The organism is Ruegeria sp. BH6 (genome assembly GCF_056538105.1).
In genome coordinates this window covers 40,826-64,670 of sequence record NZ_JBQFSR010000010.1, presented here as the reverse complement: position 1 = coordinate 64,670, position 23,845 = coordinate 40,826, and the positions used below count along the sequence as shown (strand labels likewise).

Sequence of the window (23,845 nt, the reverse complement as noted above, 5' to 3'; positions counted from 1 at the left end):
CGCGGGTCAGCGATTGCCTGACCCGCTTCTTTTCGCTTTGGTAAACAAATCTCGGCTCAGGCTGCTGTCTGTATCCAGTTGACCCAACAGCACAGTTGTTTTCGTGCCCGCATTGTCATGGATCACCCATTTGCGCAGCTCAACCGGGTTGTCGGTGAACATCAGCTCGATCCGTCCGCTATCGGGGTTTTTCGGGTCTTGGGCGGTGACAACTGTGGCGGTGCCGTCGAAGTCATGAGCCACAACCATATTTGCCTGCCCCAAGTTCACGTTACGCGCCAGCACCAGTGACAGCGGTGTCCGATTCAGCGGGTATTGCTCGGGCGGCTGGTTCGACTTGGGGTCGAAGATTTGCACCGTGCCCGTATTGGCCAGAACAACGGCACTGTTGGGCGGATCATATTCGAACCGCATCTTGCCCGGCCGCTGCATCCATAGCTTGCCGGTACTCAACGAGCCGTCATCATTGACCTGAGTGAATGTCGTCTCAACGGTATCTAGACCGTTCAGATAATTGGATATCTGCGACAATGGCAGTTTGTCGGCCGCCCAGGCGGCAGGTGCGGCCAGGGTCAGAGCAAGGGCAAAAGCAATCTGTTTCATAAAACCCAGATAAGCGCTTTGCCCTTGTTATTAAATATCCTACTGCTCGGGGACGAGGATTTCCCGCTTACCGACGTGATTTGCAGAAGAAACAACGCCTTCGTCCTCCATCTGCTCAACCAACCGCGCGGCCTTGTTGTAGCCAATGGCAAGTTTCCGCTGGATGTATGAGGTCGAACATTTGCGATCCTTGATCACAATCGCCACGGCCTGATCATAGAGGGCATCTTCGCCGTTCGTATTGCCACCCGTGTTCAGACCCAGAACGGCATCGATATTGTCAGCCTTCTCATCTGCCGGTCCATCGACAACGCCGCTCATGTAATCCGGCGGGCCGAACTGTTTCAGGTGATTGACGATTTCTTCGACCTCTTCGTCCGAGACAAATGGCCCGTGGCAGCGGGTGATCTTGGCCCCACCGGCCATATACAGCATATCGCCCTGCCCCAGCAGTTGTTCAGCACCCATTTCGCCCAGAATGGTGCGGCTGTCGACTTTCGAGGTCACCTGGAACGAAATCCGGGTCGGGAAGTTCGCCTTGATCGTACCGGTGATCACATCGACCGAGGGACGCTGCGTAGCCATGATCAAGTGAATGCCCGAGGCCCGCGCCATTTGCGCCAGACGCTGAATGCAAGCTTCGATCTCTTTGCCCGCGACCATCATCAGGTCGGCCATCTCGTCGACGATGACAACGATATAGGGCATCGACTCGGGGGCGAATTCTTCGGTCTCGAACATCGGTTCGCCGGTTTCGTCATCGAACCCGGTCTGGACCGTGCGGCTGAACAACTCGCCCTTGGCCAACGCGTCCTTCACACGGCCGTTGTAGCCCGCGATATTACGCACGCCCATCTTGGACATCTTGCGATAGCGGTCCTCCATCTCGCCCACGACCCATTTCAGGGCCACAACCGCCTTTTTCGGGTCGGTTACAACGGGCGACAGCAGATGCGGGATGCCGTCATAAACTGACAGTTCCAACATCTTCGGATCGATCATGATCAGGCGGCATTCGTCCGGTGACAACTTGTACAACAGCGACAGGATCATGGTGTTGATCGCTACCGACTTACCGGACCCGGTGGTCCCCGCGATCAGCAAGTGAGGCATCTTGGCCAGGTTTGCCACAACGGACTCGCCACCGATATCCTTGCCCAACGCCAGAGGCAGCGCATGGTTACCGTCACCAAAATCTCGGCTGGCCAGAATTTCGCGCAGAACCACCATCTCACGGTTTTCATTCGGCAGTTCGATCCCGATCACCGAGCGGCCCGGCAGAGTCGAAACCCGAGCCGACAACGCCGACATCGAACGGGCAATGTCGTCGGCCAGACCGATCACACGGCTGGCTTTCAGGCCCGGCGCCGGTTCCAGTTCGTACATGGTGACAACCGGGCCGGGGCGGACGCTGGTGATCTCACCCTTGACGCCGTAGTCATCCAGCACGTTTTCAAGCATCCGCGCGTTTTCTTCCAACGCCTCGTCGCTAAGGTGATGGCGCTGAATGCTGGCGGGGTTGGACAACAGGCTCAGCGGCGGCAATTCGAAATCGGAATGCCGCTCCTCAAATGACAGGGTCGGCTGCGCCTCGGCCTGCGCGCGTCGCGAGGGCGGCGGGGTCCGGCGCACAGGCTGCGCCACCACCGGTTTGCGCGGCTCGGCCACCGGGATTTTCATCGCGGGTCGCTGCTGCGGCGCGGGTTCGGGCGCGTCCTCGAACACGGCTTCGTCTTCGAAATCCGGCTCGGGCGCAAAGTCCTGATGCAGCGGTTCTTGCTGCCACTCTGGCGCGGGTTCTGCTGTCAGCATCGGTTCCGGCGGCAGTCCAGCCGAGGTCATCGGCGGTTCGGGCGGTAGCTCGTCGCCACCTCTGGGGTTCAGGATCAGCGGATCGGGCCCCCGGCCCCGCCCCTTGGTCAGCGGCAGGTTCGGATCAGGCTCGGGGGTCACTTCGCCGATCGCGACCTTGCGGTTGCGCACAGCGGCAGAGATCTTGGATCGGATACGATCCTCACCCGGCATTTCGTCAAACCCAGCAACGGGTTCAGGATCGACCAGCTCGGGCTCGATCATCGGATCGGGACGGCGGATCAGGCTGGGCATCCGCGCCAACAAGCCCGGCTTTGCGGGCTCGGGTTCTTCATAGTCCGGCTCTTCGAACACGGGATCGGCATAGGCCAGATTATCTTCAAACACAGCTTCCGCCACTTCCGTACGGGCGGCCTTGCGTTCCTCCCACTGCGTGCGACGGTCGCGAGCGGCCTGCGCGGTGGCAGTGGCCCCACGGCCCAGCAGGTTCATCAGCATGTCATAGGACATGACCAAGCCCAGCAAGAAGGCGCGGAAGCCCTTGCGCACATCCGCTTTGGTGAAACCCAGCACAAAAACACCCAGCGCCAACATCCCGGCAGCCATGGCCAGTGACATCAGCTTGACCATGAAATGCGAGGAAATCGGCAGCAGCGTCAGAAGCGCGCCCATTACGGTATCGCCGAACAGACCACCCAGACCAAAGCTGTGGGTCGCACGCCACGCCTCCCCCGGCACCAGCGTCGCGGCATAGACCGAGACTATGGCGATCCAGATCGGCGCAAAGATCAGGCGGCCAACCGCGCGCTCCTCGCCGAAATGCCCAGCAAAGCGCACGCCCCAGCCGATCAGCACCAGCGCGATACTCCAGCTGCCCCAACCTACGATCATGAACAACGGTGCGGCGATTGAGGCACCAATCCGCCCCATCCAGTTTTGCACCGGCGCGTCCGTTGAAACCATCCAATTCGGATCATCCGGCGTGTAGGACCAGATCATCGCAGCGGCGGCCAGGCCCAGCAGGATCAGGGCGATCCCGATCAGCTCTTTGCTGCGCCGCTCAATCGCGGCCTGAGTCGTGCTGTCCAGCAATGGATCGCGGTTGCGCGCGTTATAAGATGCCATTTTGCCCTCGTACCTCACGAATAGATGCAGTCGCGGAGCGTGATCAGCCCGCGCTTCATCTCTGTTTTTGGGGCCACCATGGCGACCCGGATAAATTGTTCGCCCGGGTTTTGCCCCGGATAGCCTTGAGAAAGATATGCGCCCGGCAGCACCCGTACCCCGGTCTGCTGCCAAAGCTTCAATGCGGTTTCTTCACCGTTTTCGACCGGTAGCCACAGGAAAAACCCCGCCTCTGGCGGCATATAACCCTGAACATTGGCAAATACCTCATCGGCAATCGCGTATTTTTCCTGATACAGCGCGCGGTTCTCAGCGACATGCGCCTCATCCGCCCAAACCCGTGCCGCTGCGGCCTGCAAGGGGGCTGGTAAGGGCGCGCCCGCGTAACTGCGCAACTGCTTGACCCGTTTGATCGTCTCAGGCCCGCCCGCAATCAGGCCGGACCGCAGCCCTGCCAGATTGGACCGTTTTGACAGCGAGTTGAACAGGGTGACCCGTTCGGGATCGGCCCCCAGTTCCTGCGCTATGGTCAGAGCTCCGGCGGGGGCATCATTGCGATAAATCTCGGAATAGCACTCATCCGCGAAAATGCGGAAATCGTATTTCTCGGCCAATTGGATCAGCTCGGCCCAATAATCGCGCGAGGCAACGGCCCCCTGCGGGTTGGCGGGTGAGCAGATATAGGCCACAGCGGTGCGGTTCAGCACGTCCTCGGGCAATCCAGCGTAATCGGGCAGATGACCCGTTGCGGCGGTTGCGGGCACAAAGACCGGCTCGGCCGCAACCGAGATCGAGGCGACCATATAAACCTGATAAAACGGATTCGGGCACAGGACGACCGGTTTTTGGCCGTTCTTCTGTTCCGGGCACAGCGCCATGGCGGCGTTATACAACCCTTCACGCGTGCCGTTCAGCGCCATCACGTTGGTTTCGGGGTCCATCGCCACGCCATAGCGGCGCTTGATCCAGTCGGTGATCGCGCCGCGCAGCTCGGGCGAGCCTTCGTTTTCCGGATAGCCCTGAAACCCAGCAGCGTTTTCCATGATCACATCCGTCACCCAAGCCGGGAAGTCATGCATCGGGGCGCCGATGGTCATGTGAATCACATCTCCGCCCGGCTGGTGGTGGTCCAGCAGGGTGCGCAGACGCGGAAATGCGTATTCCGGTAGGTTCGAAAACCGCTCGGGGAAATTCATAACTGCTGCCTCAATATCGGGATCATTTTCGCCCCGTTTTTTTAGCAGATTACAGGCCGCACCCCGCTTCGTCCAGACAAAGAGGTGCCGAATCAGGGGATTGTGGCATTCAGGCCAATGCTGCTTCGGCTGCTGATCCAAGTCGCAAAAGCACTTCTTCCGAGCCCGGATAACCCAACATCATCAGCCCACAACCGGGGGTGCCGGTGGGCAGGGTCAGGGCTGCAAGCCCCATCAGGTTGCCAATCCGCGTATTGCGCAGAGCCAGCAGGTTTTCGGTGACGTAATAGTCGTGATCCGTCATCAACCGCTCCAGATTCGGTGGCAGAATGGGGGCTGTCGGGGCCAGAACGGCGTCAAAGCCAGAGGTTGCCGCATCCCAAGCGGCCCGGCAGGCTTTCAGTTTGGACCATGCGGCGACGTAATCGGGGCCAGAGGTATCCTTGCCTGCACGGAACCGAGCCAGAATTTCGGGATACATGGCGTCAGGGTTCGCCTCGATCACGTCGCGCCACAAGCCATAGGCTTCGGTGGTGTAGAGAATGCCCGAAAGCCCCATCGCCTCATCCAGTTCGGGCACTTCCAATGGCACGATTTCCGCGCCAGCATCGCGCAACCGGTCAACAGCGTCGTCAAAAGCTTTGCGGGGCGCATCGCGCAGGTCGTCCTTGGCGACGTTCTGCAGATCAGCAAAGCGCCGACCTTTCAGGCTGGCCCCCCGCAGGTCCGCCGGTGTACCTCCTTCCAACAGCGCCAGCATATGCGCGGCATCCTCAACCGACCGGGTCAGCGGACCGGCGGTGTCGAATCGCAGGCACAAGGGCACTACACCTTCCAGGTTGATCCGTCCGGCGGTGGTTTTCAGCCCCACCAAGTTGTTCCAGGCCGCGGGGATGCGGACCGATCCGCCGGTGTCCGAGCCGATCCCGCCAGCCGCCAATCCCCAGGCCACCGATGCCCCGGCACCAGACGAGGATCCACCCGGCACCGCCTCTACATCATCGACGCAGGGCGGCGTGCCAGTAATTGGGTTCAGGCCAAGGCCGGAAAAAGCCAGCTCGCTCATATGGGTTTTGCCCAGACAGACCGCCCCCAATGCGGTGGCGTTGCGCACCACGACCGCGTCAGTTTCCGGCACCCGACCTTTCAGCAAGGCCGACCCGGACTCGGTTCCGATACCGGCAGTGTCGAACAGGTCTTTCCAACTGATCGGCACCCCATCCAAAAGCGACAGACGCTGCCCCTGCTTGGCGCGGGCTTGCGCCGCTGCCGCCTCAGACCGGGCGCGATCATGGGTGACACGGGCATAGATTCGGTCGCTGTGGGGATGTTCGTCGATGGCCGACAGGTATGTTTCGGTCAATTCCACCGGGTCAATCCGCCCCATACCGATGCCCCGACCCAGATCACACGCCGTCATGGTCAACCAATCCTGCATCACCGCCCCCTTGAAAAAATTGCGCTTTGACGGACGGTAGCGACAGGACCGCACATGGACAATCCCGAATGGGCGCGCATATTGCGGGGCATGGAACAAACCTCGGATATCCTGATCGTGGGCGGCGGCCTGAACGGCCCGGCATTGGCTTTGGCGCTGGCGCAGACCGGCCATTCGGTCACCGTGATTGACGCGCTGGCGGAAAAAGTGCGCAAGAACGCAGCCTTTGATGGGCGTGCCTATGCGCTGGCGCTGGCCTCGCAAAGGTTGTTGGATGCGATCGGGGTCTGGGATCGCGTGGCCGAACACGCCCAGCCGATGTTGGAAATCAAGGTCACCGATGGGCATGCGGGCGTTGGCCCATCCCCTTTCTTCATGCATTTCGACCATGCCGAGATCGAAGAAGGTCCGATGGGCTATATGGTCGAAGACCGTCACCTGCGCCGCGCCTTTATGAGCGCCATGGCCGAGGAAAAAGGCATCACAGAAATCAGCGGCAGAACCGTTGTCGCGCAGGATTGCGATGCGACCGGCGTGACGCTGACCTTGGACGATGGCACCACACTGACCGGTTCAATGCTGGTCGGTTGCGACGGTCGCCGCAGCGGGACCGCCACGCGGGCGGGCATCAATCGTACTGGCTGGGATTACGGCCAGACCGCACTGGTCTGCGCCATCGAACATGACCTGCCCCACCACGGCGTTGCCCACCAGTTCTTCATGCCACCCGGCCCACTAGCCATTCTGCCCCTGACCGGCAATCGCAGTTCGATCGTCTGGAGCGAACGGACCGAGACGGCCCAGCACATCAACGCTCTGCCCGAGGACGAGTACCTGCAGGTCCTTCGCCCCCGGTTCGGAGATTTTCTGGGCGATATCCGCCTGCAGGGCGACCGGTTCACCTATCCGCTGAACCTGACCATCGCCAATTCCTTCATTGGCGACCGAATGGCCCTGGTCGGAGACGCCGCCCACGGCATGCACCCCATCGCGGGGCAAGGCCTGAACGCGGGTCTGCGCGATGTCGGGGCTCTGGCCGAGGTGCTAACACTGGCCGGACGGCGCGGCGAGGATATCGGATCTGTCCTGGTGCTGGAACGCTATCAGGAATGGCGGCGGTTCGACACGGCGGCGCTGGCTATGGCGACAGACGTGTTCAACAAGCTGTTTTCCAACGACAACCCGCTGCTGCGGATCGGACGCGACATAGGAATGGGAATTGTGGGATCGCTGCCCGGCCTGCGCCGTGGCTTCGTGCGTGAGGCCGCCGGGCTGACCGGAGACCTGCCAAAACTGCTGCAGGGTCGCGCGATCTAGTCTAGTTCTCGCGCCTCATCGACCAACATCACCGGAATCCCATTTCGGATCGGAAAGGCCAGATTGGCCGCCTTGGACACCAGTTCCTGCTTGTCGGCATCGTAATGCAAAGTCGTGTGCGTCTGCGGACAAATCAGAGCCTCAAGCATATGCCGGTCGAAAGGGTGTTGGGGCTCGGTCATTGCAGTTTTTCCTCATTCGTGCCGCCGCGCATGGCGAATTCTATCAGTGTCGTTAGTGTCTCGCGCCGGGTGCGCAGACAGGGGGCCTCAAGCAGCGCTTGTTTTTCCTCGGGATCAAAATCCAGCAGCATCGACAGTGAATTCACCAGCAACTCATCATCTGCATCTTTCAACGTATCCCAATCGGTCGAAAGCTGGCGCGAGGCGAAAAACCGTTCCAACAAGCCCAAAAATGCGCTGCGGTCGAAACTATCGTCCATCTCGGCCCGGCCCAAATCCCGATCAAACCCACCCCACGACACGGCACAGCGCCGGTAAGGCGTAAAGGCGTCCAACTCGGATTGGACGCGGAACCGTGAAATCCCGGTCAGGGTAATCAGGTAACGGCCATCTTCGGTTTCCGAAAATTGCGTCACACGCCCAGCACAGCCGATCTGGTGCAGCTTATCTTCGTTGCTGTGACATGGGTTCGGCTGCACCATGCCGATCAGCCGCTCCTGCGTTTTCAGTGCGTCGTCCAGCATCTGCAGATAGCGCGGCTCGAAAATATGCAGCGGCAGGCGCGAGCGGGGCAACAACAGCGCCCCCGGCAATGGAAAAACGGATACCGTTTCCGGCAGATCAGCGGGATGCATCATGTATCCGAGTGTAGCTCTGATCCCGAATTAGGCAAATATCATCGAGCTGAGCTTGCGCCGTCCGTTCAGAACGATCGGATCATTGGGTTTTAGCGCGTCGAAGATGGTGAACAGCTGCGCCTTGGCGGCACCGTCATTCCATTCGCGATCACGGCGGAACAGGTCCAGCAACTGCGCCACGGCCTCCTCCACATTGCCATTGGCGTGCAGTGCCTGCGCCAGATCGAACCGGGCCTGAAGGTTGTCGGGATCAGCCTCGACCGCAGCGGTCAGTTCGGCCACCGGACCGGCATCAGCGGCCTGCTTGGCCAGTTCCAGCTGCGCATGCGCCGCCTCCACCTCGGCCGAGGTAGAAATCTCGGCAGGTGCGCCGTTCAGAATGGCTTCGGCCTGTTCCAAATCGCCTGACGCGATGTGTGCGCGAACCAGCCCGCCGTAAGCCCCGGCATGGTTCGGATCTTCGCCCAAAATCGCAGCAAAGGTTTGGGCCGCATCAACAGCGGCGCCATCGGCCAGCATATCTTCGGCAGCTTCGACTGCGTCATCCAGCTGCCCACCGGGGCTTTCGCCGCCCGCGGCTTCGATCACACGATCAACAAAAGCCTTGATTTCCGAACCTGGCTGAGCGCCTTGAAACCCGTCGATGGGCTGACCTTTGAAAAAGGCATAAACGGTCGGGATCGACTGAATGCGCATTTGCGACGCGATCATCTGCGCCTCATCCACGTTGATCTTGACCATCTTCACCGCACCCTTGGCAGCGGTTACAGCTTCTTCCAAGGCGGGCCCCAGCGTCTTGCATGGCCCGCACCACGGCGCCCAGAAATCAACGATGACAGGCGTTTCCTGAGAGGCCTCGACCACGTCGACCATAAAGGTCGCCTCGGACCCGTCCTTGATCAGATCGGTGGCCTCGGGGCTGGCTGCGGCGTTCAGAAGATCCATGGTTTTCACTCTCCGGTTTGAACTTGCGCCCTATATGCAACCGCTGGCAGCGGAAACCAAGGGCAGAGTTGCGCAATTACAGGTCAAAACTGGCAAAAACGGGTGCGTGGTCGCTGGGTTTTTCCCATCCGCGCGCGTCGCGCAGGACGCGGCTGGAGTGGCCCGCGTTCGAGATATCGGGCGTGGCCCAGACGTGATCCAGCCGCCGCCCCTTGTCCGCGGCGTCCCAATCGCGCGCGCGATAGGACCACCAACTGTACAATTGCCCCTCGGGAATATCCTGGCGGGTGATATCAACCCAACCGCCCGCATCCTGGGTTTCAGCCAGCGCTTCGACCTCGATCGGTGTGTGCGAAACAACCTTGAGCAGTTGTTTGTGCGACCAGACGTCATCCTCGCGCGGGGCGATGTTCAGATCCCCCACCAGAATGGATTTTTCCGGCTTTTCCGCATGGAACCAATCGCGCATGTCGCTGAGGTAATCGAGCTTTTGCCCGAACTTCTCATTCTTTTCGCGGTCCGGCACGTCGCCACCTGCGGGGACATAGAAATTGTGGATGGTAACCCCGTTTTCCAACCGTCCGGCAATGTGTCGCGCGTGACCGAGACCCGCGAAATCCTTGTCGCCGACCTCTTCCATCGGTAGCCGAGACAGGATGGCGACACCGTTATATCCCTTTTGCCCACGTGCGATCATGTGGGTGTAGCCCAGCTCGGCAAACCCCTCGGTCGGGATCTTTTCGACCGGCGACTTGCACTCCTGCAGACACAGTACATCCGGCGCTTCCTCCTGCAGCAATTTCAGCACGATAGGCTCGCGCAGGCGGACCGAGTTGATGTTCCAGGTGGCAAGGGTAAAGGGCATGGGGGATTCCTCTGTCGCAATTGGCGCAGGTTAGCGTGGCGTTTCCGCCGGTGCCACGAGAAAAAATTGTCCTGAGCCAGTTTTTGGTTTTGAGGGCAAACGGGCTCAATCCACCACACCGTTCGCAACATAAAGCGCAGGTTAAATCCTGTTTATGTTTCGTCGCCAGCATGGAAATCAGATCAGCGGTTCCCAACATTTGTGACTAGAAAACGGAGGAAACCATGACCAGATTCAAGACACTTGGCGCCGCCGCGCTGGCCAGCACCCTTGCCTTTGCAACCCATGCAGTTGCGGAAAACACACCTGATCTGCGCGGCGTCTGGAGCGGCACCCACACCGTTGCGGCCCTGCCCAACGAACACAGCGACGGAGCCCCGCGTTTTAATCAATCTGAGTGGGTTCTTGAGATCAAACAACAGCAGGACAATGCGTTCTGGGGAACCAGCAAATGGAGCCGGATTGGCTCGGACCGGTGGAACGAAGGTCAGGTTACCGGGACAATCAGCCGAGATGGCACTGGTTCAATCGCCATGGTTGAAACCCGGGTCGGAGAAGACCGCCAGGTCAACGGGTTGATCGATGCCACATTTGAAGATGGCAAGATTTATGCTGATTTTCGCAGCCTGCGCAGCGGCATAACCTACGGTACCGTTCTGGAAAACGACGGCACCAGCTAAACTGTGTTTGGGGGAGCAAATCTGGCCATCGGATTTGTATCTTCGACCCAGCTTGTTTCAAAAAAAGGCCGGGCCATCAGGCCCGGCAGTCCAACAGGGAGGTGCATGTCATAACCCGGACATGCGCGGGTTGGGAGTAATCTAATTACGTATCCAGAGTATCACTTTGATCCACGTCAATCCACAACGAGTTAAGAGACCAAGCGATATCCACCCGATTCTGTGACCAAAAGGCGCGCATTTGACGGATCGGGCTCGATTTTCTGGCGCAGACGATAGATATGCGTCTCTAACGTGTGGGTGGTGACACCGGCGTTATAACCCCAGACCTCATGCAGTAGTACGTCGCGCGCGACCACACCATCGGTCGAGCGGTACAGGAACTTGAGAATATTGGTTTCTTTCTCGGTTAGCCGGATTTTTCGATCTTCTTCTGTGATCAGCATCTTCATCGCAGGCTTGAACGTGTACGGCCCCAGAACAAACACCGCATCCTCGGATTGCTCATGCTGGCGCAGCTGGGCTCGGATACGGGCCAGCAGCACGGGAAACTTGAACGGTTTCGAGACATAGTCGTTGGCACCTGCATCCAGGCCCAGGATAGTATCTGCGTCGCTGTCATGGCCGGTCAGCATCAGAATCGGGCTTTTTACACCTTGCTTGCGCATCAGGCGGCACAGCTCGCGCCCATCGGTATCCGGCAGACCAACGTCCAGAATGACCAGATCGTAAATCGCTTCACGCGCCCGTTCCATCGCGGACTGACCGTCATGGGCTTCGAACACGTCGAAATCCTCGGTCATCACAAGTTGCTCGCTAAGCGCCTCGCGCAGGTCTTCGTCATCATCCACCAGCAGAATTTTCTTGAGCTGAGCCATGTGCGGTCCTCCTAAGCCTTTTCCACCACTTGCGCGCGGAAGATGCAATCAACAAGGTTTGCTGCAATTGTCTCACGCCCTCGTGTCCAAGGTAGAGGAAATGTTTCACATTTCTGCCGTATCAGGCTACAGGAAAGCTTGAACGTTACAGGGTAACATAAATGAGTCTGATCCCGGATATTTCAGAATTGCTGGCGCGGGCCCGCGCCGATCTGCGCATGGGGGTTCCCGTCGCATTGACCGACGACAGCGGGTTCAGCGTGCTGGCCATCGCGGCTGAGACCCTGAGCGCGCAACGGCTCGCGGATCTGCGCGGGCTTGGTGGCGACCCGGTGGTTGCTGTCACTGTGCGGCGGGCGGAAACGCTGAAGGCCCGGTCTTATGATGGCGATCTGGCGCGTGTGATTATCCCTGCCGATGCCGATATGACCTGGGTGCAGGCGGTGGCCGATCCGTCAGACGACCTGAACGCTCCGATGAAGGGCCCCCTGATGACCGAACGTCAGGGCAACGCCAACCTGCACCGCATCGCAATCGCCCTCACCAAATCGGCGCGATTGCTACCCGCAGCCGTTGTGATGCCCATTGAGGATGGGCGCGGCTTTGCTGCGGCACATGGCCTGACATGCATTGACCACACCCGCGCTGCGCCACATCTGGCCGATCGCAGTGAGCTTCATGCTGTGGTTGCCGCCCGCCTGCCGATGGAAGTATCCGAGGCCGGTCGTTTGCACGTTTTTCGCCCCGAAGACGGTGGCGAGGAACATTACGCAGTCGAGATCGGCCGCCCTGATCGGGATAAACCGGTTTTGGCCCGTTTGCATTCGGCCTGTTTTACCGGAGACCTTATGGGCAGTCTGAAATGCGACTGCGGTCCGCAATTGCGTGGTGCGCTGGCGCAGATGGGCTCGGAAGGGGCCGGGGTGCTGCTGTATTTGAACCAGGAAGGGCGCGGGATTGGCCTTGCCAACAAGATGCGCGCCTATTTCCTGCAGGATCAGGGGTTCGACACGGTCGAAGCTAATCATCGTTTGGGTTTCGAGGATGATGAGCGGGATTTCAGGCTGGGTTCGGACATTCTCAAATCTCTGGGGTTCAACTCGGTCCGGTTGCTGACCAACAACCCGGCAAAGATCGCGATGATGGAGAAGACCGGTATCGCCGTGACCGAGCGCGTGCCGCTGAAGGTTGGCGAAACCGCCCATAACCGCGGATATCTTGCGACCAAAGCGGCCAAGTCCGGGCATCTGCTGTGACGCCGAATGATCTGGTCCTGACACCGCGCGGAGTACGATTTGCCGGGCGTGTTTTTCCCTGCACAATCGGCAAAGGTGGGTTGAGCCACGCAAAACGCGAAGGGGATGGCGCCACGCCCACGGGTGTACATCACATCGTGGGGATGCTGTACCGGCCAGATCGCATGGCCAAACCGGCCCCTTGGGCGATTCCCATCGGTCCGCGCGATCTTTGGTCGGATGACGGGCGGGACGACCAGTACAATAATCTGGTCAGCGCGCCCTATGACTTTAGCCATGAAAAGCTGCGCCGCGCTGATCCGCTGTATGATCTGGTGTTGATCACCGATTGGAACTGGCCCAATGCGATACCGGGCCACGGATCGGCGATCTTTGTTCATCAATGGCGGCGCCCCGGATACCCGACCGAGGGTTGCGTAGCATTCCGCCGGGACCACCTGCATTGGATCGCGCGCCAGATTTCGCCTGGCACGCGCGTGATTATTCCTGCGGCCTGACCCGCTCACCAAAAATGGCCGAGCCCACGCGCACATGGGTTGCCCCCAGCGCAATGGCTTGCTCGAAATCACCGCTCATACCCATCGATAGACCAGTCAGGCCGTTGCGCTCGGCTATTTTCGCCAGCAGTGCGAAATGAAGTGAGGGTTCCTCATCGACGGGTGGGATACACATCAACCCCTGGATCGGCAGGTCCAGCCCACGGCATTCTGCAATGAACGCATCCGCCTCGGCAGGCAGGATACCGGCCTTTTGATCCTCTTCCCCGGTATTGACCTGAATGAACAGATCCGGGCAGGTGCCGACCTCTTGTGCCAGCCGCGCCAGCGTTTTGGCCAGCTTGGGCCGGTCCACCGAGTGGATAGAGTTGACCAGCTCAATCGCTTGACGGGCCTTGTTGGTTTGAAGCGGGCCAATCAGATGCAGATCAATGTCGGCGAACTGCTCCATGAAACCCGGCCATTTACCTACGGCCTCTTGAACCCGATTTTCACCAAAACACCGATGGCCCTGCTCCAAAACAGCCTGCACACGTTCGTTCGGCTGCACTTTTGATACGGCGATCAATTTGACAGAACCGGCAGGCCGCCCGGCGGCAGTTTCGGCTTTGGAAATACGGGCAGTGATATCTTGCAGCGACATAAGCTTCCTCAATCTGCTTTCAGCGCAGGAAAACACCATGTCGGCAAAAAAGAAAAGGGCAGGTCCGAAGACCTGCCCTTAAACCTTGCGGTTCAACCCAACTTAGAAGTTGAAGATTGCACCAAAGTCAGCCTGGATGGAGTCTTCGCAAACCGAGCAATCGTTGCGGCCGATACCACCGACCAGCGACGCGCCGCCGCCCAGGTCATAGCTCGCGCCGATAGCAATCTGCTGAAGGTCAGCGTCCGCGCTACCGTCACCGTAGGTGAACAGCAGGGTGGTTGCTGCGCCCAGGTTATAGGCACCCGACACACCCCAAGCGGTGCCGTCGGTTTCATAGAAGCGAGTACCGATCAGAGCAGGAGCGGTATTGTCTTCGTCAGCCACGAACAGGGTACCCGAGAAGTCGCCGAATTCAGCACCCAGGGTGAAAACCAGCAGTTCTGGATCCGAAACACCCGAAACACCAGCGTCAGTTTGACCATAAGCAATAGCTGCGGTGATGTTGTTGAAGGTGTAGGTCGCGCTCACGTCCCAACGGTCGGCGTCGATGGTGCCGCCCAGGCCGTCGTTCAGGAAGATGGTGCGCTGGTCATACGATGCGCCGAAAGCGAAGTCGCCAACAGCGTACTGGAAGAACACTGCGTTCGCGCCCGAACCGGTCGAGGTGTACGACAGGAAGCTGTAGTCAACACCCGAATACTGACCTGCGAACAGTTCCAGACCAACTTCGTTACCGTAGTAGTTTGCCAGGTTGTCGAACGAACCGGCAACGTTGCCGGCGTCAACACGCAGACCACCGTAGATAACCGAGAAGCGCGCGCCGTTCAGGCCAGCGGAGTTGGCTTCGCCGGTCGACGAGTTTTCGTCGGCTTGCAGACGAACACGGCCTTCAAAGCGAACGCCACCGTCGGTTTCAGTGAAACCGTCGATGTTCAGACGGAAGCGCGATACCAGGATCGCGTCGTCGGAATCAGCAAAGGTCGGGATGACACCTGCTGTTGTTCCGCCGTTCACGGTGGTCAGAGTGGCAGCAGTTACGCCGGTCGCATTGGCGCGATCTTCAACGTAGCCAATACCGAAACGGCCATAACCGCTCAAGTTTACACCGGAATCAGCCGCTGCAACACCTGCGGTTGCAATCAGAGCTGTCGATGCGAAGAGAACTTTTTTCATCTTGTTTCCCTCGGTTTCAAAAGTTTTTCTACTCGACACATGCCTCAGCACATGTCTCAGCACGGGAACCGTTTCGCTCTTTTTGCCCCCAACACGCAAGCTTGGCATAAATGACTCGGCTGCATTGAGGGAAAATTGGTGCAAGGATGCCACAGTCTGTTTTTGGGCATCGGTAAGCCCTACGACCACTGATATGTGACAATAATAGGGTTGTTGCTGAACGGGTCCTTGTCTAGGAGTAACAATTGACAACGTTGACCAAAGTGAACAGGACCAGTCGATAATGCGCCTGCAGACGATTTTCGGTTTGATCATAATGACTGCTGCCGTGTCCGCCTGCGGACAGAATCGGGCCGCACCAACCGAGTACACTACGAATCTCGATGCGGGTAAAACCGATGAGCGCCAGCTCAACGATCCGAATCGCGAGACCATCTGGGATGTGTTCAACACGGCCAATGCTGAACAGATCACAAATGTGAATCGCTATCTTTGGACGGCGTCGCTGGATGTATTGAATTTCCTGCCGGTTCAGGAAGTTGATCCCTTTACCGGGATAATCGTGACCGGGTACGGCACACCTCCGGGTGGAGGGCGGCAGTATCGCGCGACAGTTCACATCAGTGACCCGGCCCTGGCGGCGCGGTCTCTGTCGGTCTCGCTGCAGACCAGCGGTGGCGCCCCGGTCAGTGCGGCCACGACCCGCGCAGTCGAAGATGCAATCCTGTCCCGCGCCCGTCAGTTGCGCATTGCGGACAACAAGTTCTAGCAACTCGTCGAAAATCACACTAATACCACGCCGGGTTCCTACCCGGCGTTTTCATTCACGAAGGACCGTACGATGTCTCGCTACTCGGCCAACGAAATCGAAGCAAAATGGCAAGAGGCCTGGGACAAGGCCGGAATCTTCACCGCCAACCACAAGGCGGACAAGCCGAAATACTATGTGCTTGAGATGTTCCCTTACCCGTCGGGCCGAATCCATATGGGACATGTGCGCAACTATACGATGGGCGACGTGATCGCGCGACACAAACTGGCGACCGGCCACAACGTATTGCACCCGATGGGTTGGGACGCCTTCGGAATGCCTGCGGAAAATGCCGCTATGGCCATCGGTGGCCACCCCAAAGACTGGACCTACGGGAACATCGCCGACATGCGGGGGCAAATGAAGCCATTGGGCCTGTCGATCGATTGGTCGCGTGAGTTTGCAACCTGTGACCCTGAATATTACGGCCAGCAACAGGCGTTGTTTCTGGATATGCTCGATGCTGGGCTTGTTTACCGCAAGAACGCCGTTGTGAATTGGGACCCGGTCGACATGACCGTTCTGGCCAACGAACAGGTGGAACAAGGGCGCGGCTGGCGCTCGGGCGCGTTGGTTGAACGCCGCGAGTTAACCCAATGGTTCTTCAAGATCTCGGACTATTCAGAGGAACTGCTCGACGCACTGGACACGCTGGAAAACTGGCCCGCAAAGGTCCGCTTGATGCAGGAAAACTGGATCGGCAAGTCACGCGGCCTGCAATTCGGGTTCGAGCGCACGGACGGAGGCGAACCGATCACCGTCTATACGACCCGCCCCGACACGCTGCTGGGCGCGTCGTTTGTGGGCATCTCGCCGGATCACCCGATTGCCAAGCAATTGGAAGCCGAGAACCCCGAAGTTGCTGAATTCGTGGCTGAATGTCGCAAAGGTGGCACCACCGAAGAAGCCATCGAAACGGCTGAAAAGCTGGGTTACGATACCGGGATCCGCGTCAAGCACCCGCTGGACCCAAGCTGGGAACTGCCAGTTTGGATCGCCAACTTCATCCTGATGGACTATGGCACGGGCGCGATCTTTGCCTGCCCCGCGCATGACCAGCGCGACTTGGATTTCTGCCGCAAATACGGCCTGCCCGTGGTCGATACGTTCTTTAAGCTGGATGACGCCACTCCGGTCGACAAGATCGCCTTCGTGCCGCCCAAGACCGAAAGAGTCCGTTGGGTGAACCATTTCGCGGGTCTCACCGAAGCCACGGGTGATGAGGCCATCAACGCCACCGTCGACTTCGCTGAAAAGGCCGGTTGGGGCGAAGGCGTCACCAAATATCGCCTGCGCGATTGGGGCTTGTCGCGCCAACGCTATTGGGGTTGTCCAATTCCCGTGGTGCATTGCGAATCCTGCGGCGTCGTGCCCGAGAAGAAAGAAAACCTGCCAGTCCGCCTGCCCGATGATGTCACCTTTGACAAACCAGGCAACCCGCTTGACCGTCATCCGACCTGGCGCGACTGTTCCTGCCCGAACTGCGGCGCCCCGGCCAAGCGCGAAACCGACACGATGGATACGTTTGTCGATTCGTCGTGGTATTTCGCCCGCTTCACCGCCCCGCGCGCCGAAACGCCCACTGATCTGGCCGAGGCCGAATACTGGATGAATGTGGACCAGTATATCGGCGGCATCGAGCACGCGATTCTCCACCTGCTCTATTCCCGCTTCTTCGCGCGGGCGATGAACATCACGGGCCATCTGCCCAAAAAGGCCATCGAACCTTTCGATGCGCTGTTCACCCAAGGCATGGTGACTCACGAGATTTACCAGACCCGCGACGAAAACGGCCGCCCGGTCTATCACCTGCCCGAGGATGTGACCGACGGCAAACTGGCAGACGGCACCCAGGTCGAGATCATCCCCTCGGCCAAGATGTCGAAATCCAAGAAGAACGTGGTCGACCCGGTCAGCATTATCTCGGCGTTCGGTGCCGACACCGCGCGCTGGTTCGTGCTGTCCGATTCGCCGCCCGAGCGCGATGTGGAATGGACCGCGTCCGGGGCCGAGGCCGCCTATAAGCACCTTAACCGGGTATGGAACCTCTGCGACAAGATCGGGGCCATGAACCCAGCAGCCGAAGGGGAAGGCGATCAAGAGCTCTTGCGCGAGATGCACAAGACCATCCACGACGTAACCCTTGGCGTTGAGAGCTTTGGCTTCAACGCAGCGATCGCGAAACTCTACGCCTTCACCAATACGCTGGCAAAATCCAAAGCTGGCGCTGCGGCGCAAAAGCAGGCAATAAAAACGCTGGCGCAGCTGATGTCGCCGATGACGCCGCACCTTGCAGAAGACATCTGGGCACATCAAGGCGGCGAAGGCTTGGTGGCGGTAGCCCCATGGCCCGTTGCGGATCAGGCGATGCTGGTCGACGACACGGTGACCCTGCCGATTCAGATCAACGGCAAGCGCCGCGCGGAAATCAGCGTGGCCAAGGATATGGCGAAGGACGAGGTTGAAAGAATCGCACTCAGCACCGAAGCTGTGCAAAAGGCGCTGGATGGCAATGCGCCTAAGAAGGTTATTGTTGTCCCGGGCCGGATCGTAAATGTCGTTGTTTAACCGCAGAATCCTGTTGATGATACCGCTGGTGTTGGCTGCCTGCGGCTTTGAACCGGTCTACGCGCCCGGTGGTTCGGGTGCGGCCCTGAACGGCAAGGTCGCCGTTTCAGCGCCAAACTCGGTCGACACCTATTTGCTGGTCCAAAATCTGGAACAGCGGCTGGGGCGCAGCGCGACCTCGGGCAGCGAATACAATCTGAATGTAAACGTCTCGATTGCTTTCCAGCGGTCAGCGATCACTTCGACGAACGAAACCAACCGCTATACCATCGAAGGCAGGTCTAGCTACACGCTCAAATCAAACGAGACCGGTCAGGTCATTGCCTCGGGCACGGTCGAGAATTTCGTCAGCTATTCTGCCGCCGGATCAACAGTGTCCACGCTGGCGGACGAACGCGACGCCCGCAAACGGCTGATGGCGATCCTATCGGATCAGATCGTAAACGAACTCTATGCTGCGCCAGGCCTTGGTTCATGAAGCTCAGCCCGCGCGAGGCTGAAGGGTATTTCGCCCGGCCCGACGCCGACAAGGCCGGGCTCTTGATTTATGGTGCGGATACGATGCGCGTGGCACTGAAACGCCAGCAGGTTCTGTCGGCACTTCTGGGCGCCAATGCCGAAGAGGAAATGCGCTTGACCCGCATTCCGGGCACGGATTTGCGCGGCGATCCCGCACTTTTGTTGGATGCGGTCAAGGCCGTGGGGTTTTTCCCAGGCCCCCGCGCCGTATTCGTCGAAGACACCACCGACACCGCCGCCCCCGCAATCATCGCCGCGTTCGAAGACTGGGCCCCTGGTGATGCCCAGATCATCGTCACCGCCGGACAGTTGAAACCCAGCTCGAAAATCCGCAAGGCGTTCGAGGCGCATCCCGCTGCCTATGCTGTCGGCATTTATGACGATCCACCCTCACGGGCCGAGATCGTACGGATTCTGACAAAGGCCGGGTTGCAGAACATCCCTCGCGATTCGATGTCAGCCCTTGCTGAGCTGGCCACTGGGATTAACCCCGGAGACTTCACGCAAACCATTGAAAAACTGTCGCTCTATAAACGTGGAGACAGTTCCGAACTGGCCATCGAGGATATCGAAGCTTGTGCGCCCCGCTCGACCGAGGCAGCGTTGGATGATGTTTTGAACGTGATCGCTGAAGGCCGCGCCGGAGAGATCGGTCCGCTGATCCGACGGCTGCAATCACAGGGCACCAATGCGGTCAGCCTGTGTATCGGCGCAACCCGGCACTTTCGCACATTGTATGCCTGTGCCTCGGACCCCGGCGGGGCGGCACAGGGCATCGGTAAGCTGCGGCCACCGGTCTATGGCAAACGCCGTGACCGGATTTTACGCCAGGCCCAGGGCTGGGGGGCACCGAAGTTGCAAACGGCTCTGACAGTTCTGACTGATACTGACCTGTCACTGCGTTCAGCTGGGCAGACTGCGCCTGCCATGGCGCTGGTAGAACGCGCAATGATCCGTCTGGCCATGCTGGCCCGATCCCGCTAACCGGTGCGCAACCAATCCACAGCCGAACGCCCGGCCCATCGCCCAGTCGCCATGCAAGCGGTCAGCAGATAGCCCCCGGTCGGAGCTTCCCAATCCAGCATCTCTCCGGCGCAGAATACGCCGGGCATTGCGGTCAGCATTAGCCCCTCGTCCAGCGCTGTACATCTGACCCCACCCGACGTTGAAATGGCTTCATCCATCGGGCGCAGGGCAGCCCCGGAAACAGGAAGTTGTTTGAGTGCAGTGGCCTCAGAGGATTGCGGCAATCCACAACGTTTCGACATCTCATGGAACAACGCAATCTTTTGCCGCGGCAGCTTCAATGACTTCTTCAGCCATTGTGACAGTGTGGTCTTGGATTTCTTTGCAGCCAACCGCGACTGTAGCGCCGCTGCGTCCAGATCGGGCACAAGATCGACGAACAGGTCCGCACCGGAGCGCAAAGCCGGGGTCAAAGAATACAACCCGCCGCCCTCAAGCCCCGTTGCCGATATCGTGGCTTCTCCGCGGCTGTCCAGCTCTCCGGCCATCCAACGCACCGATTTCAGCGCCGCGCCGAAATGCGGGGTCATGTGGGGGCTCCAGTCAACGGACAAGGCGGAATTCGCCGGGGCGAAGGGTGTCAGCGCGACGCCTTTCTGTCGCAAGATATCCGCCCATTGACCGTCTGACCCCAACCGCGCCCAGCTGGCCCCGCCCAGCGCCAGAATGGTCACCTCCGGCTTCAGGCTCTGTGTTCCCTCAGACGTATCGAAAATCAGCGCATCGCCGTCCCATCCCAACCAACGCCAGCGGGTTTGTATCCGAACGCCCGCGCCCTCAAGCCGCCTCAGCCATGCGCGCAACAGCGGCGAGGCTTTCATCACTGTCGGGAAAACCCGCCCGGTCGAACCGGTAAACAGCTCTTGCCCCAAGCCCTGCGCCCAGTCTTGCACCCCAGCGGCGTCGAATTCGGCAATCATCGGGCGCAGCCAACCAGCCGCCTCTCCGTAGGACTGCAGGAAGGTTTCGAACGGTTCGTCCTTGGTCAGGTTCAGACCCGACTTGCCCGCCATCAGAAACTTGCGTGCGACTGATGGCTTGGCCTCGGCCACCATCACGTCATGGCCAGCAGCGGCCAGTTCCCCTGCCGCCATCAGGCCTGCGGGCCCGGCCCCGATCACCACTGCCTGCGCCATGTCCGTCCCCTTGCCTTTCACGCTATCCAGCGCAAATCTGTATCTGCCATGTCAGACAGCGATCCGATCTGCCCGCTCTGTGACCGTCCCATCCCGAATGGGGGCGGCAGCCTGCACCATCTGATCCCAAAACTCAAAGGGGGCAAGGGCGGACCCACGGTTTTGCTGCATGTGATTTGTCACAAAGAGATCCACGCCACCCTGACCGAGGGCGAACTGGCCCGCGCGTTCAATACGATCGAGGCCCTGCGCACCCACCCGCGTCTGGAGAAATTCCTAATTTGGGTGCGCAAACGACCGCCCGGATTTCGGTCGAAAGTTCCGGGCAAACGACGTGGGCGCTGATCAGCCAGGACGTACCGGATCACCAAAAGCATCCCTCAGAGACGTCGACAGCCCCTGAACCTCTAACCCCCTGTAATCCGGCGCCGGCGCAAACTGCGCCCCGGCGATGTGCTGGAATTCCAGCGTGGTATAGGGACGTTTCCAAAGCCATTCGCGGTTCTCAACGGACCAAAGGTCCGGATTAGGCGGTACATCATCGGTGAAGGCATAGAAATGCAGGTCGAACCCGTATTGGGCCACATCCTGCACTGAAAGCAGTTGCATGCCTTGCGCCCGACAGAACGCATCCTCGGCGGCTATGTCCCCTGTCCGCAAGGTGATCTGGCCGATGCAGGCTTTGGCGAATGGTGCGGCAGGGTCGGCTACGTTGCCAGGACGGTTGCCCTGAAAGTCGTGTTGCAGCAGCTCGACCACAAACCCTTCGGGGTCTTTCAGGTGGCACATATAGCCGATGTCGCGGAACTGTTTCGGCTCCGAGGCCTCTACGCCTTTTTCACGCAGATGAGAAACGGCCAGGTCAACATCGGGCACGGTAATACCGATCTTCCAATACCGCTGTCCACCATCGTGGGCATATCCGCCCCCACCCGGCATCAGCAGCAGGTCCGCGTCCTGCCCACCATAGCCAATGCGATAATTCGCCCCCTGCGCACGCGCCGTCATACCCAGAACATCCGTATAAAAATCAGTCAGTTGCATGGGGTCGGCAACACGCAGCAGCACGGCGGACAATTTCATTGGCACATCCTTGCGATTCCAGCGGCAATTCGGGGATCGGCGGCCAGGCTGTCTGCCACCAGTTCATGCGCCGTTGGCATCAGTTGATCAGGGTCGACAACCCGGTCGACCAGACCGAAACCGTACGCTTCCTCTGCCGTGATCTTTTGACCGGCCATCAGAATCATCTTGGTGCGCGATGACCCGATTAGGGCAGCCATACGCACCGGGTCCGAGGGTTGCGGCAAAAACCCCAGCTTCATCACCGGATAAAAGAACTTGGCTTGCGGCACCGCGATTCGGAGGTCACAGGCCAGCACCATCCCGTTGGCACCGCCCGCCAGCGTCCCGTTCAAAGCAGCCACCGTCAGACACGGCAAGGCCGCGATGGCGCCTGACAACCTCTCCCACAGATCCGAGGTCGCCAGTCCCGCACGGACCTCATCCAGATCGGCCCCAGCGCTGAACACCTTACCCTCACCTGTCAGGATCAGGGCCCGCGCCTCATTAGCAGCTTCGGCGATCTCAACCAGCTCACTCAGCATCGCCTCGGTCAGTGCATTGGCCTTTTGCGGGTTGTTGAGTGTGACCGTCCACAACCCGTCCTTCTTGGTTAGTTTGATCACGTCAGCCCTACCCTTTGCCGGATATCTTCGCGTCGCAGCGAGATTTCTGAGCCCAGAAACTCATCTGCATCCGTCGAACACATCCACAGCAATGCCCGTGCAGGCCAATCGGCGGGAATGTGATCATCCCAATCCAGCTGGCTAACGGCATTGATGCCGCTCGCCTTGATCACCCGCTGCATATCCGTGGCCACGGTGCCCGGCGACAGGCCCATAGCACGAATGCCGTGCATTGAATTTTCAAGATGCAGGCATTCGGTCAGCATTTTGGCCCCGGCTTTCGAGGCGCAGTAGTGGCTCCACGCCTCGATCGGGTTTGTCGCCGCGCCCGAAGAAACCGTGATCACCGTGCCCCCACCCGCCGCGCGCATAACCGGCAACGCGGCGCGCATTCCGTAGAAGACACCTTTGAGGTTGATGTCGATTGCCTGGCTCCACGCGGCGACATCGGCATTGGACAAGTGAAAGATCGGATCAATGACACCCGCGTTGCCGATCAAAACGTCCAGCCCGCCAAAACGGTCGATACAATCCGCGACGGCCTGTTCGACCTGCGCAAAATCGCTGACATCGCATTGCAGCGCGATAGCATTGTCACCCAATGCAGCAGCCAGCGCATCAATCTGGTCGAGGTTACGGGCCACTAGCGCGACATTTGCCCCCGCTGCGGCAAATACGCGCCCCGCCTCGGCCCCGATGCCACGACTGGCCCCTGTTATCAGTACGGTTTTACCCTGCATACGGACCCTGTACCTCCGTTGTTTTTAGATTGTGTGAATCTTTACCGTGCCAACGGGGAAAGGGTCCAGCCCTTGCCCCTTGACGCCTGCGGCCTCAGGCACGACG

General features: G+C 59.5%; 24 protein-coding genes. 9 read left to right on the top strand and 15 right to left on the bottom strand.

The genetic code is table 11. The features are described 5' to 3' along the window. Nucleotides 1-6 precede the first annotated feature (6 nt). From ACR0B8_RS17845 to ACR0B8_RS17830, 4 genes are all read right to left on the bottom strand, one after another. Nucleotides 7-603 carry a LolA family protein gene (locus tag ACR0B8_RS17845; RefSeq protein ID WP_480659234.1) on the bottom strand — a complete coding sequence of 199 codons (597 nt, stop codon included), beginning with the start codon at nucleotides 601-603 and terminating at the stop codon, nucleotides 7-9. A 39-nt stretch (nucleotides 604-642) separates the two neighbouring features. Continuing rightward, on the bottom strand, nucleotides 643-3,540 hold the full coding sequence (locus ACR0B8_RS17840; protein WP_480659232.1) for a DNA translocase FtsK: 2,898 nt from the start codon (nucleotides 3,538-3,540) through the stop codon (nucleotides 643-645). 14 nt (nucleotides 3,541-3,554) lie between these two features. Further along, entirely contained in the window at nucleotides 3,555-4,736 is a 1,182-nt protein-coding gene (locus tag ACR0B8_RS17835; protein ID WP_480659230.1) for an aminotransferase class I/II-fold pyridoxal phosphate-dependent enzyme, read from the bottom strand. Between the two features lie 109 nt (nucleotides 4,737-4,845). Further along, complete coding sequence (locus tag ACR0B8_RS17830; RefSeq protein ID WP_226689234.1) at nucleotides 4,846-6,174, bottom strand: amidase; 1,329 nt, start codon at nucleotides 6,172-6,174, stop codon at nucleotides 4,846-4,848. Between the two features lie 54 nt (nucleotides 6,175-6,228). On the opposite strand from ACR0B8_RS17830, the gene ACR0B8_RS17825 reads away from it, so the two are divergent. Next, nucleotides 6,229-7,491: an FAD-dependent monooxygenase gene (locus ACR0B8_RS17825; RefSeq protein WP_226689235.1), complete on the top strand. Its 1,263-nt coding sequence runs from the start codon at nucleotides 6,229-6,231 to the stop codon at nucleotides 7,489-7,491. On the opposite strand, the gene ACR0B8_RS17820 is transcribed toward ACR0B8_RS17825, so the two are convergent. The 4 genes from ACR0B8_RS17820 to ACR0B8_RS17805 form a co-directional block, all read right to left on the bottom strand. After that, nucleotides 7,488-7,673, bottom strand: a complete 186-nt coding sequence (locus ACR0B8_RS17820; protein WP_170351047.1) for a Trm112 family protein — start codon at nucleotides 7,671-7,673, stop codon at nucleotides 7,488-7,490. The genes ACR0B8_RS17825 and ACR0B8_RS17820 overlap by 4 nt on opposite strands. Further along, on the bottom strand, nucleotides 7,670-8,311 hold the full coding sequence (locus tag ACR0B8_RS17815; RefSeq protein ID WP_170362347.1) for an LON peptidase substrate-binding domain-containing protein: 642 nt from the start codon (nucleotides 8,309-8,311) through the stop codon (nucleotides 7,670-7,672). The genes ACR0B8_RS17820 and ACR0B8_RS17815 overlap by 4 nt, the downstream gene beginning before the upstream one ends. A 27-nt stretch (nucleotides 8,312-8,338) precedes the next feature. Beyond that, nucleotides 8,339-9,256, bottom strand: a complete 918-nt coding sequence (gene trxA, locus ACR0B8_RS17810; RefSeq protein ID WP_170378292.1) for a thioredoxin — start codon at nucleotides 9,254-9,256, stop codon at nucleotides 8,339-8,341. Nucleotides 9,257-9,332: 76 nt separating this feature from the next. Beyond that, nucleotides 9,333-10,121 carry an exodeoxyribonuclease III gene (locus tag ACR0B8_RS17805; protein WP_480659227.1) on the bottom strand — a complete coding sequence of 263 codons (789 nt, stop codon included), beginning with the start codon at nucleotides 10,119-10,121 and terminating at the stop codon, nucleotides 9,333-9,335. 224 nt (nucleotides 10,122-10,345) lie between these two features. On the opposite strand from ACR0B8_RS17805, the gene ACR0B8_RS17800 reads away from it, so the two are divergent. Next, complete coding sequence (locus tag ACR0B8_RS17800; protein ID WP_170362350.1) at nucleotides 10,346-10,801, top strand: hypothetical protein; 456 nt, start codon at nucleotides 10,346-10,348, stop codon at nucleotides 10,799-10,801. A gap of 191 nt (nucleotides 10,802-10,992) precedes the next feature. On the opposite strand, the gene ACR0B8_RS17795 is transcribed toward ACR0B8_RS17800, so the two are convergent. Continuing rightward, a complete protein-coding gene (locus ACR0B8_RS17795; RefSeq protein WP_058283107.1) occupies nucleotides 10,993-11,679 on the bottom strand; it encodes a response regulator transcription factor in 687 nt (228 codons plus the stop codon). Nucleotides 11,680-11,840: 161 nt separating this feature from the next. On the opposite strand from ACR0B8_RS17795, the gene ribA reads away from it, so the two are divergent. Both ribA and ACR0B8_RS17785 read left to right on the top strand, forming a co-directional pair. Further along, entirely contained in the window at nucleotides 11,841-12,935 is a 1,095-nt protein-coding gene (gene ribA, locus ACR0B8_RS17790) for a GTP cyclohydrolase II (protein ID WP_170351052.1), read from the top strand. Further along, complete coding sequence (locus ACR0B8_RS17785) at nucleotides 12,932-13,432, top strand: L,D-transpeptidase family protein (RefSeq protein WP_480659225.1); 501 nt, start codon at nucleotides 12,932-12,934, stop codon at nucleotides 13,430-13,432. The genes ribA and ACR0B8_RS17785 overlap by 4 nt, the downstream gene beginning before the upstream one ends. On the opposite strand, the gene ACR0B8_RS17780 is transcribed toward ACR0B8_RS17785, so the two are convergent. Together ACR0B8_RS17780 and ACR0B8_RS17775 are read right to left on the bottom strand one after the other, a co-directional pair. Further along, nucleotides 13,416-14,075, bottom strand: a complete 660-nt coding sequence (locus ACR0B8_RS17780) for a YggS family pyridoxal phosphate-dependent enzyme (RefSeq protein WP_170553148.1) — start codon at nucleotides 14,073-14,075, stop codon at nucleotides 13,416-13,418. The genes ACR0B8_RS17785 and ACR0B8_RS17780 overlap by 17 nt on opposite strands. 102 nt (nucleotides 14,076-14,177) lie before the next feature. Continuing rightward, entirely contained in the window at nucleotides 14,178-15,251 is a 1,074-nt protein-coding gene (locus ACR0B8_RS17775; protein ID WP_170351137.1) for a porin, read from the bottom strand. Between the two features lie 283 nt (nucleotides 15,252-15,534). Between ACR0B8_RS17775 and ACR0B8_RS17770 the strand changes: the two genes are divergently transcribed. The 4 genes from ACR0B8_RS17770 to holA all read left to right on the top strand — a co-directional run bounded on the left by ACR0B8_RS17770 (nucleotide 15,535) and on the right by holA (nucleotide 20,133). Continuing rightward, the gene (locus tag ACR0B8_RS17770; RefSeq protein WP_170413879.1) at nucleotides 15,535-16,020 is read left to right on the top strand and encodes a DUF3576 domain-containing protein; all 486 of its coding nucleotides are present in this window, start codon (nucleotides 15,535-15,537) and stop codon (nucleotides 16,018-16,020) included. Between the two features lie 72 nt (nucleotides 16,021-16,092). Beyond that, nucleotides 16,093-18,630 carry a leucine--tRNA ligase gene (gene leuS, locus ACR0B8_RS17765; RefSeq protein ID WP_480659222.1) on the top strand — a complete coding sequence of 846 codons (2,538 nt, stop codon included), beginning with the start codon at nucleotides 16,093-16,095 and terminating at the stop codon, nucleotides 18,628-18,630. Next, nucleotides 18,617-19,108: an LPS assembly lipoprotein LptE gene (gene lptE, locus ACR0B8_RS17760; RefSeq protein WP_170351057.1), complete on the top strand. Its 492-nt coding sequence runs from the start codon at nucleotides 18,617-18,619 to the stop codon at nucleotides 19,106-19,108. Before leuS ends, lptE begins: the two co-directional genes overlap by 14 nt. After that, a complete protein-coding gene (gene holA, locus ACR0B8_RS17755) occupies nucleotides 19,105-20,133 on the top strand; it encodes a DNA polymerase III subunit delta (protein WP_226689241.1) in 1,029 nt (342 codons plus the stop codon). Before lptE ends, holA begins: the two co-directional genes overlap by 4 nt. On the opposite strand, the gene ACR0B8_RS17750 is transcribed toward holA, so the two are convergent. Then, nucleotides 20,130-21,311: a TIGR03862 family flavoprotein gene (locus ACR0B8_RS17750; RefSeq protein ID WP_226689242.1), complete on the bottom strand. Its 1,182-nt coding sequence runs from the start codon at nucleotides 21,309-21,311 to the stop codon at nucleotides 20,130-20,132. The genes holA and ACR0B8_RS17750 overlap by 4 nt on opposite strands. Nucleotides 21,312-21,359: 48 nt before the next feature. Between ACR0B8_RS17750 and ACR0B8_RS17745 the strand changes: the two genes are divergently transcribed. Continuing rightward, the gene (locus ACR0B8_RS17745; protein ID WP_170362356.1) at nucleotides 21,360-21,656 is read left to right on the top strand and encodes an HNH endonuclease; all 297 of its coding nucleotides are present in this window, start codon (nucleotides 21,360-21,362) and stop codon (nucleotides 21,654-21,656) included. Here the strand turns inward: ACR0B8_RS17745 and ACR0B8_RS17740 are convergent, their stop codons facing one another. Genes ACR0B8_RS17740 through ACR0B8_RS17730 form a run of 3 tightly spaced genes read right to left on the bottom strand, consistent with a single transcriptional unit; the run spans nucleotide 21,657 to nucleotide 23,739 of the window. Continuing rightward, a complete protein-coding gene (locus ACR0B8_RS17740) occupies nucleotides 21,657-22,394 on the bottom strand; it encodes a VOC family protein (protein ID WP_170362357.1) in 738 nt (245 codons plus the stop codon). After that, nucleotides 22,391-22,999, bottom strand: a complete 609-nt coding sequence (locus tag ACR0B8_RS17735) for an enoyl-CoA hydratase/isomerase family protein (protein WP_226689243.1) — start codon at nucleotides 22,997-22,999, stop codon at nucleotides 22,391-22,393. The genes ACR0B8_RS17740 and ACR0B8_RS17735 overlap by 4 nt, the downstream gene beginning before the upstream one ends. After that, entirely contained in the window at nucleotides 22,996-23,739 is a 744-nt protein-coding gene (locus ACR0B8_RS17730) for an SDR family oxidoreductase (RefSeq protein ID WP_170351063.1), read from the bottom strand. Before ACR0B8_RS17730 ends, ACR0B8_RS17735 begins: the two co-directional genes overlap by 4 nt. Nucleotides 23,740-23,845: the final 106 nt, after the last annotated feature.

Coding starts and splice junctions, on each gene's coding strand:
- ACR0B8_RS17730 (WP_170351063.1), bottom strand. CDS start 23,739: ATGCAGGGTAAAACCGTACTGATAACAGGGGCCAGTCGTGGCATCGGG.
- trxA (WP_170378292.1), bottom strand. CDS start 9,256: ATGGATCTTCTGAACGCCGCAGCCAGCCCCGAGGCCACCGATCTGATC.
- ACR0B8_RS17805 (WP_480659227.1), bottom strand. CDS start 10,121: ATGCCCTTTACCCTTGCCACCTGGAACATCAACTCGGTCCGCCTGCGC.
- ACR0B8_RS17770 (WP_170413879.1), top strand. CDS start 15,535: ATGCGCCTGCAGACGATTTTCGGTTTGATCATAATGACTGCTGCCGTG.
- ACR0B8_RS17780 (WP_170553148.1), bottom strand. CDS start 14,075: ATGTCGCTGCAAGATATCACTGCCCGTATTTCCAAAGCCGAAACTGCC.
- ACR0B8_RS17800 (WP_170362350.1), top strand. CDS start 10,346: ATGACCAGATTCAAGACACTTGGCGCCGCCGCGCTGGCCAGCACCCTT.
- lptE (WP_170351057.1), top strand. CDS start 18,617: ATGTCGTTGTTTAACCGCAGAATCCTGTTGATGATACCGCTGGTGTTG.
- leuS (WP_480659222.1), top strand. CDS start 16,093: ATGTCTCGCTACTCGGCCAACGAAATCGAAGCAAAATGGCAAGAGGCC.
- ACR0B8_RS17795 (WP_058283107.1), bottom strand. CDS start 11,679: ATGGCTCAGCTCAAGAAAATTCTGCTGGTGGATGATGACGAAGACCTG.
- ACR0B8_RS17745 (WP_170362356.1), top strand. CDS start 21,360: ATGTCAGACAGCGATCCGATCTGCCCGCTCTGTGACCGTCCCATCCCG.
- ACR0B8_RS17840 (WP_480659232.1), bottom strand. CDS start 3,540: ATGGCATCTTATAACGCGCGCAACCGCGATCCATTGCTGGACAGCACG.
- ribA (WP_170351052.1), top strand. CDS start 11,841: ATGAGTCTGATCCCGGATATTTCAGAATTGCTGGCGCGGGCCCGCGCC.
- holA (WP_226689241.1), top strand. CDS start 19,105: ATGAAGCTCAGCCCGCGCGAGGCTGAAGGGTATTTCGCCCGGCCCGAC.
- ACR0B8_RS17835 (WP_480659230.1), bottom strand. CDS start 4,736: ATGAATTTCCCCGAGCGGTTTTCGAACCTACCGGAATACGCATTTCCG.
- ACR0B8_RS17830 (WP_226689234.1), bottom strand. CDS start 6,174: ATGCAGGATTGGTTGACCATGACGGCGTGTGATCTGGGTCGGGGCATC.
- ACR0B8_RS17845 (WP_480659234.1), bottom strand. CDS start 603: ATGAAACAGATTGCTTTTGCCCTTGCTCTGACCCTGGCCGCACCTGCC.
- ACR0B8_RS17820 (WP_170351047.1), bottom strand. CDS start 7,673: ATGACCGAGCCCCAACACCCTTTCGACCGGCATATGCTTGAGGCTCTG.
- ACR0B8_RS17750 (WP_226689242.1), bottom strand. CDS start 21,311: ATGGCGCAGGCAGTGGTGATCGGGGCCGGGCCCGCAGGCCTGATGGCG.
- ACR0B8_RS17825 (WP_226689235.1), top strand. CDS start 6,229: ATGGACAATCCCGAATGGGCGCGCATATTGCGGGGCATGGAACAAACC.
- ACR0B8_RS17775 (WP_170351137.1), bottom strand. CDS start 15,251: ATGAAAAAAGTTCTCTTCGCATCGACAGCTCTGATTGCAACCGCAGGT.
- ACR0B8_RS17740 (WP_170362357.1), bottom strand. CDS start 22,394: ATGAAATTGTCCGCCGTGCTGCTGCGTGTTGCCGACCCCATGCAACTG.
- ACR0B8_RS17815 (WP_170362347.1), bottom strand. CDS start 8,311: ATGATGCATCCCGCTGATCTGCCGGAAACGGTATCCGTTTTTCCATTG.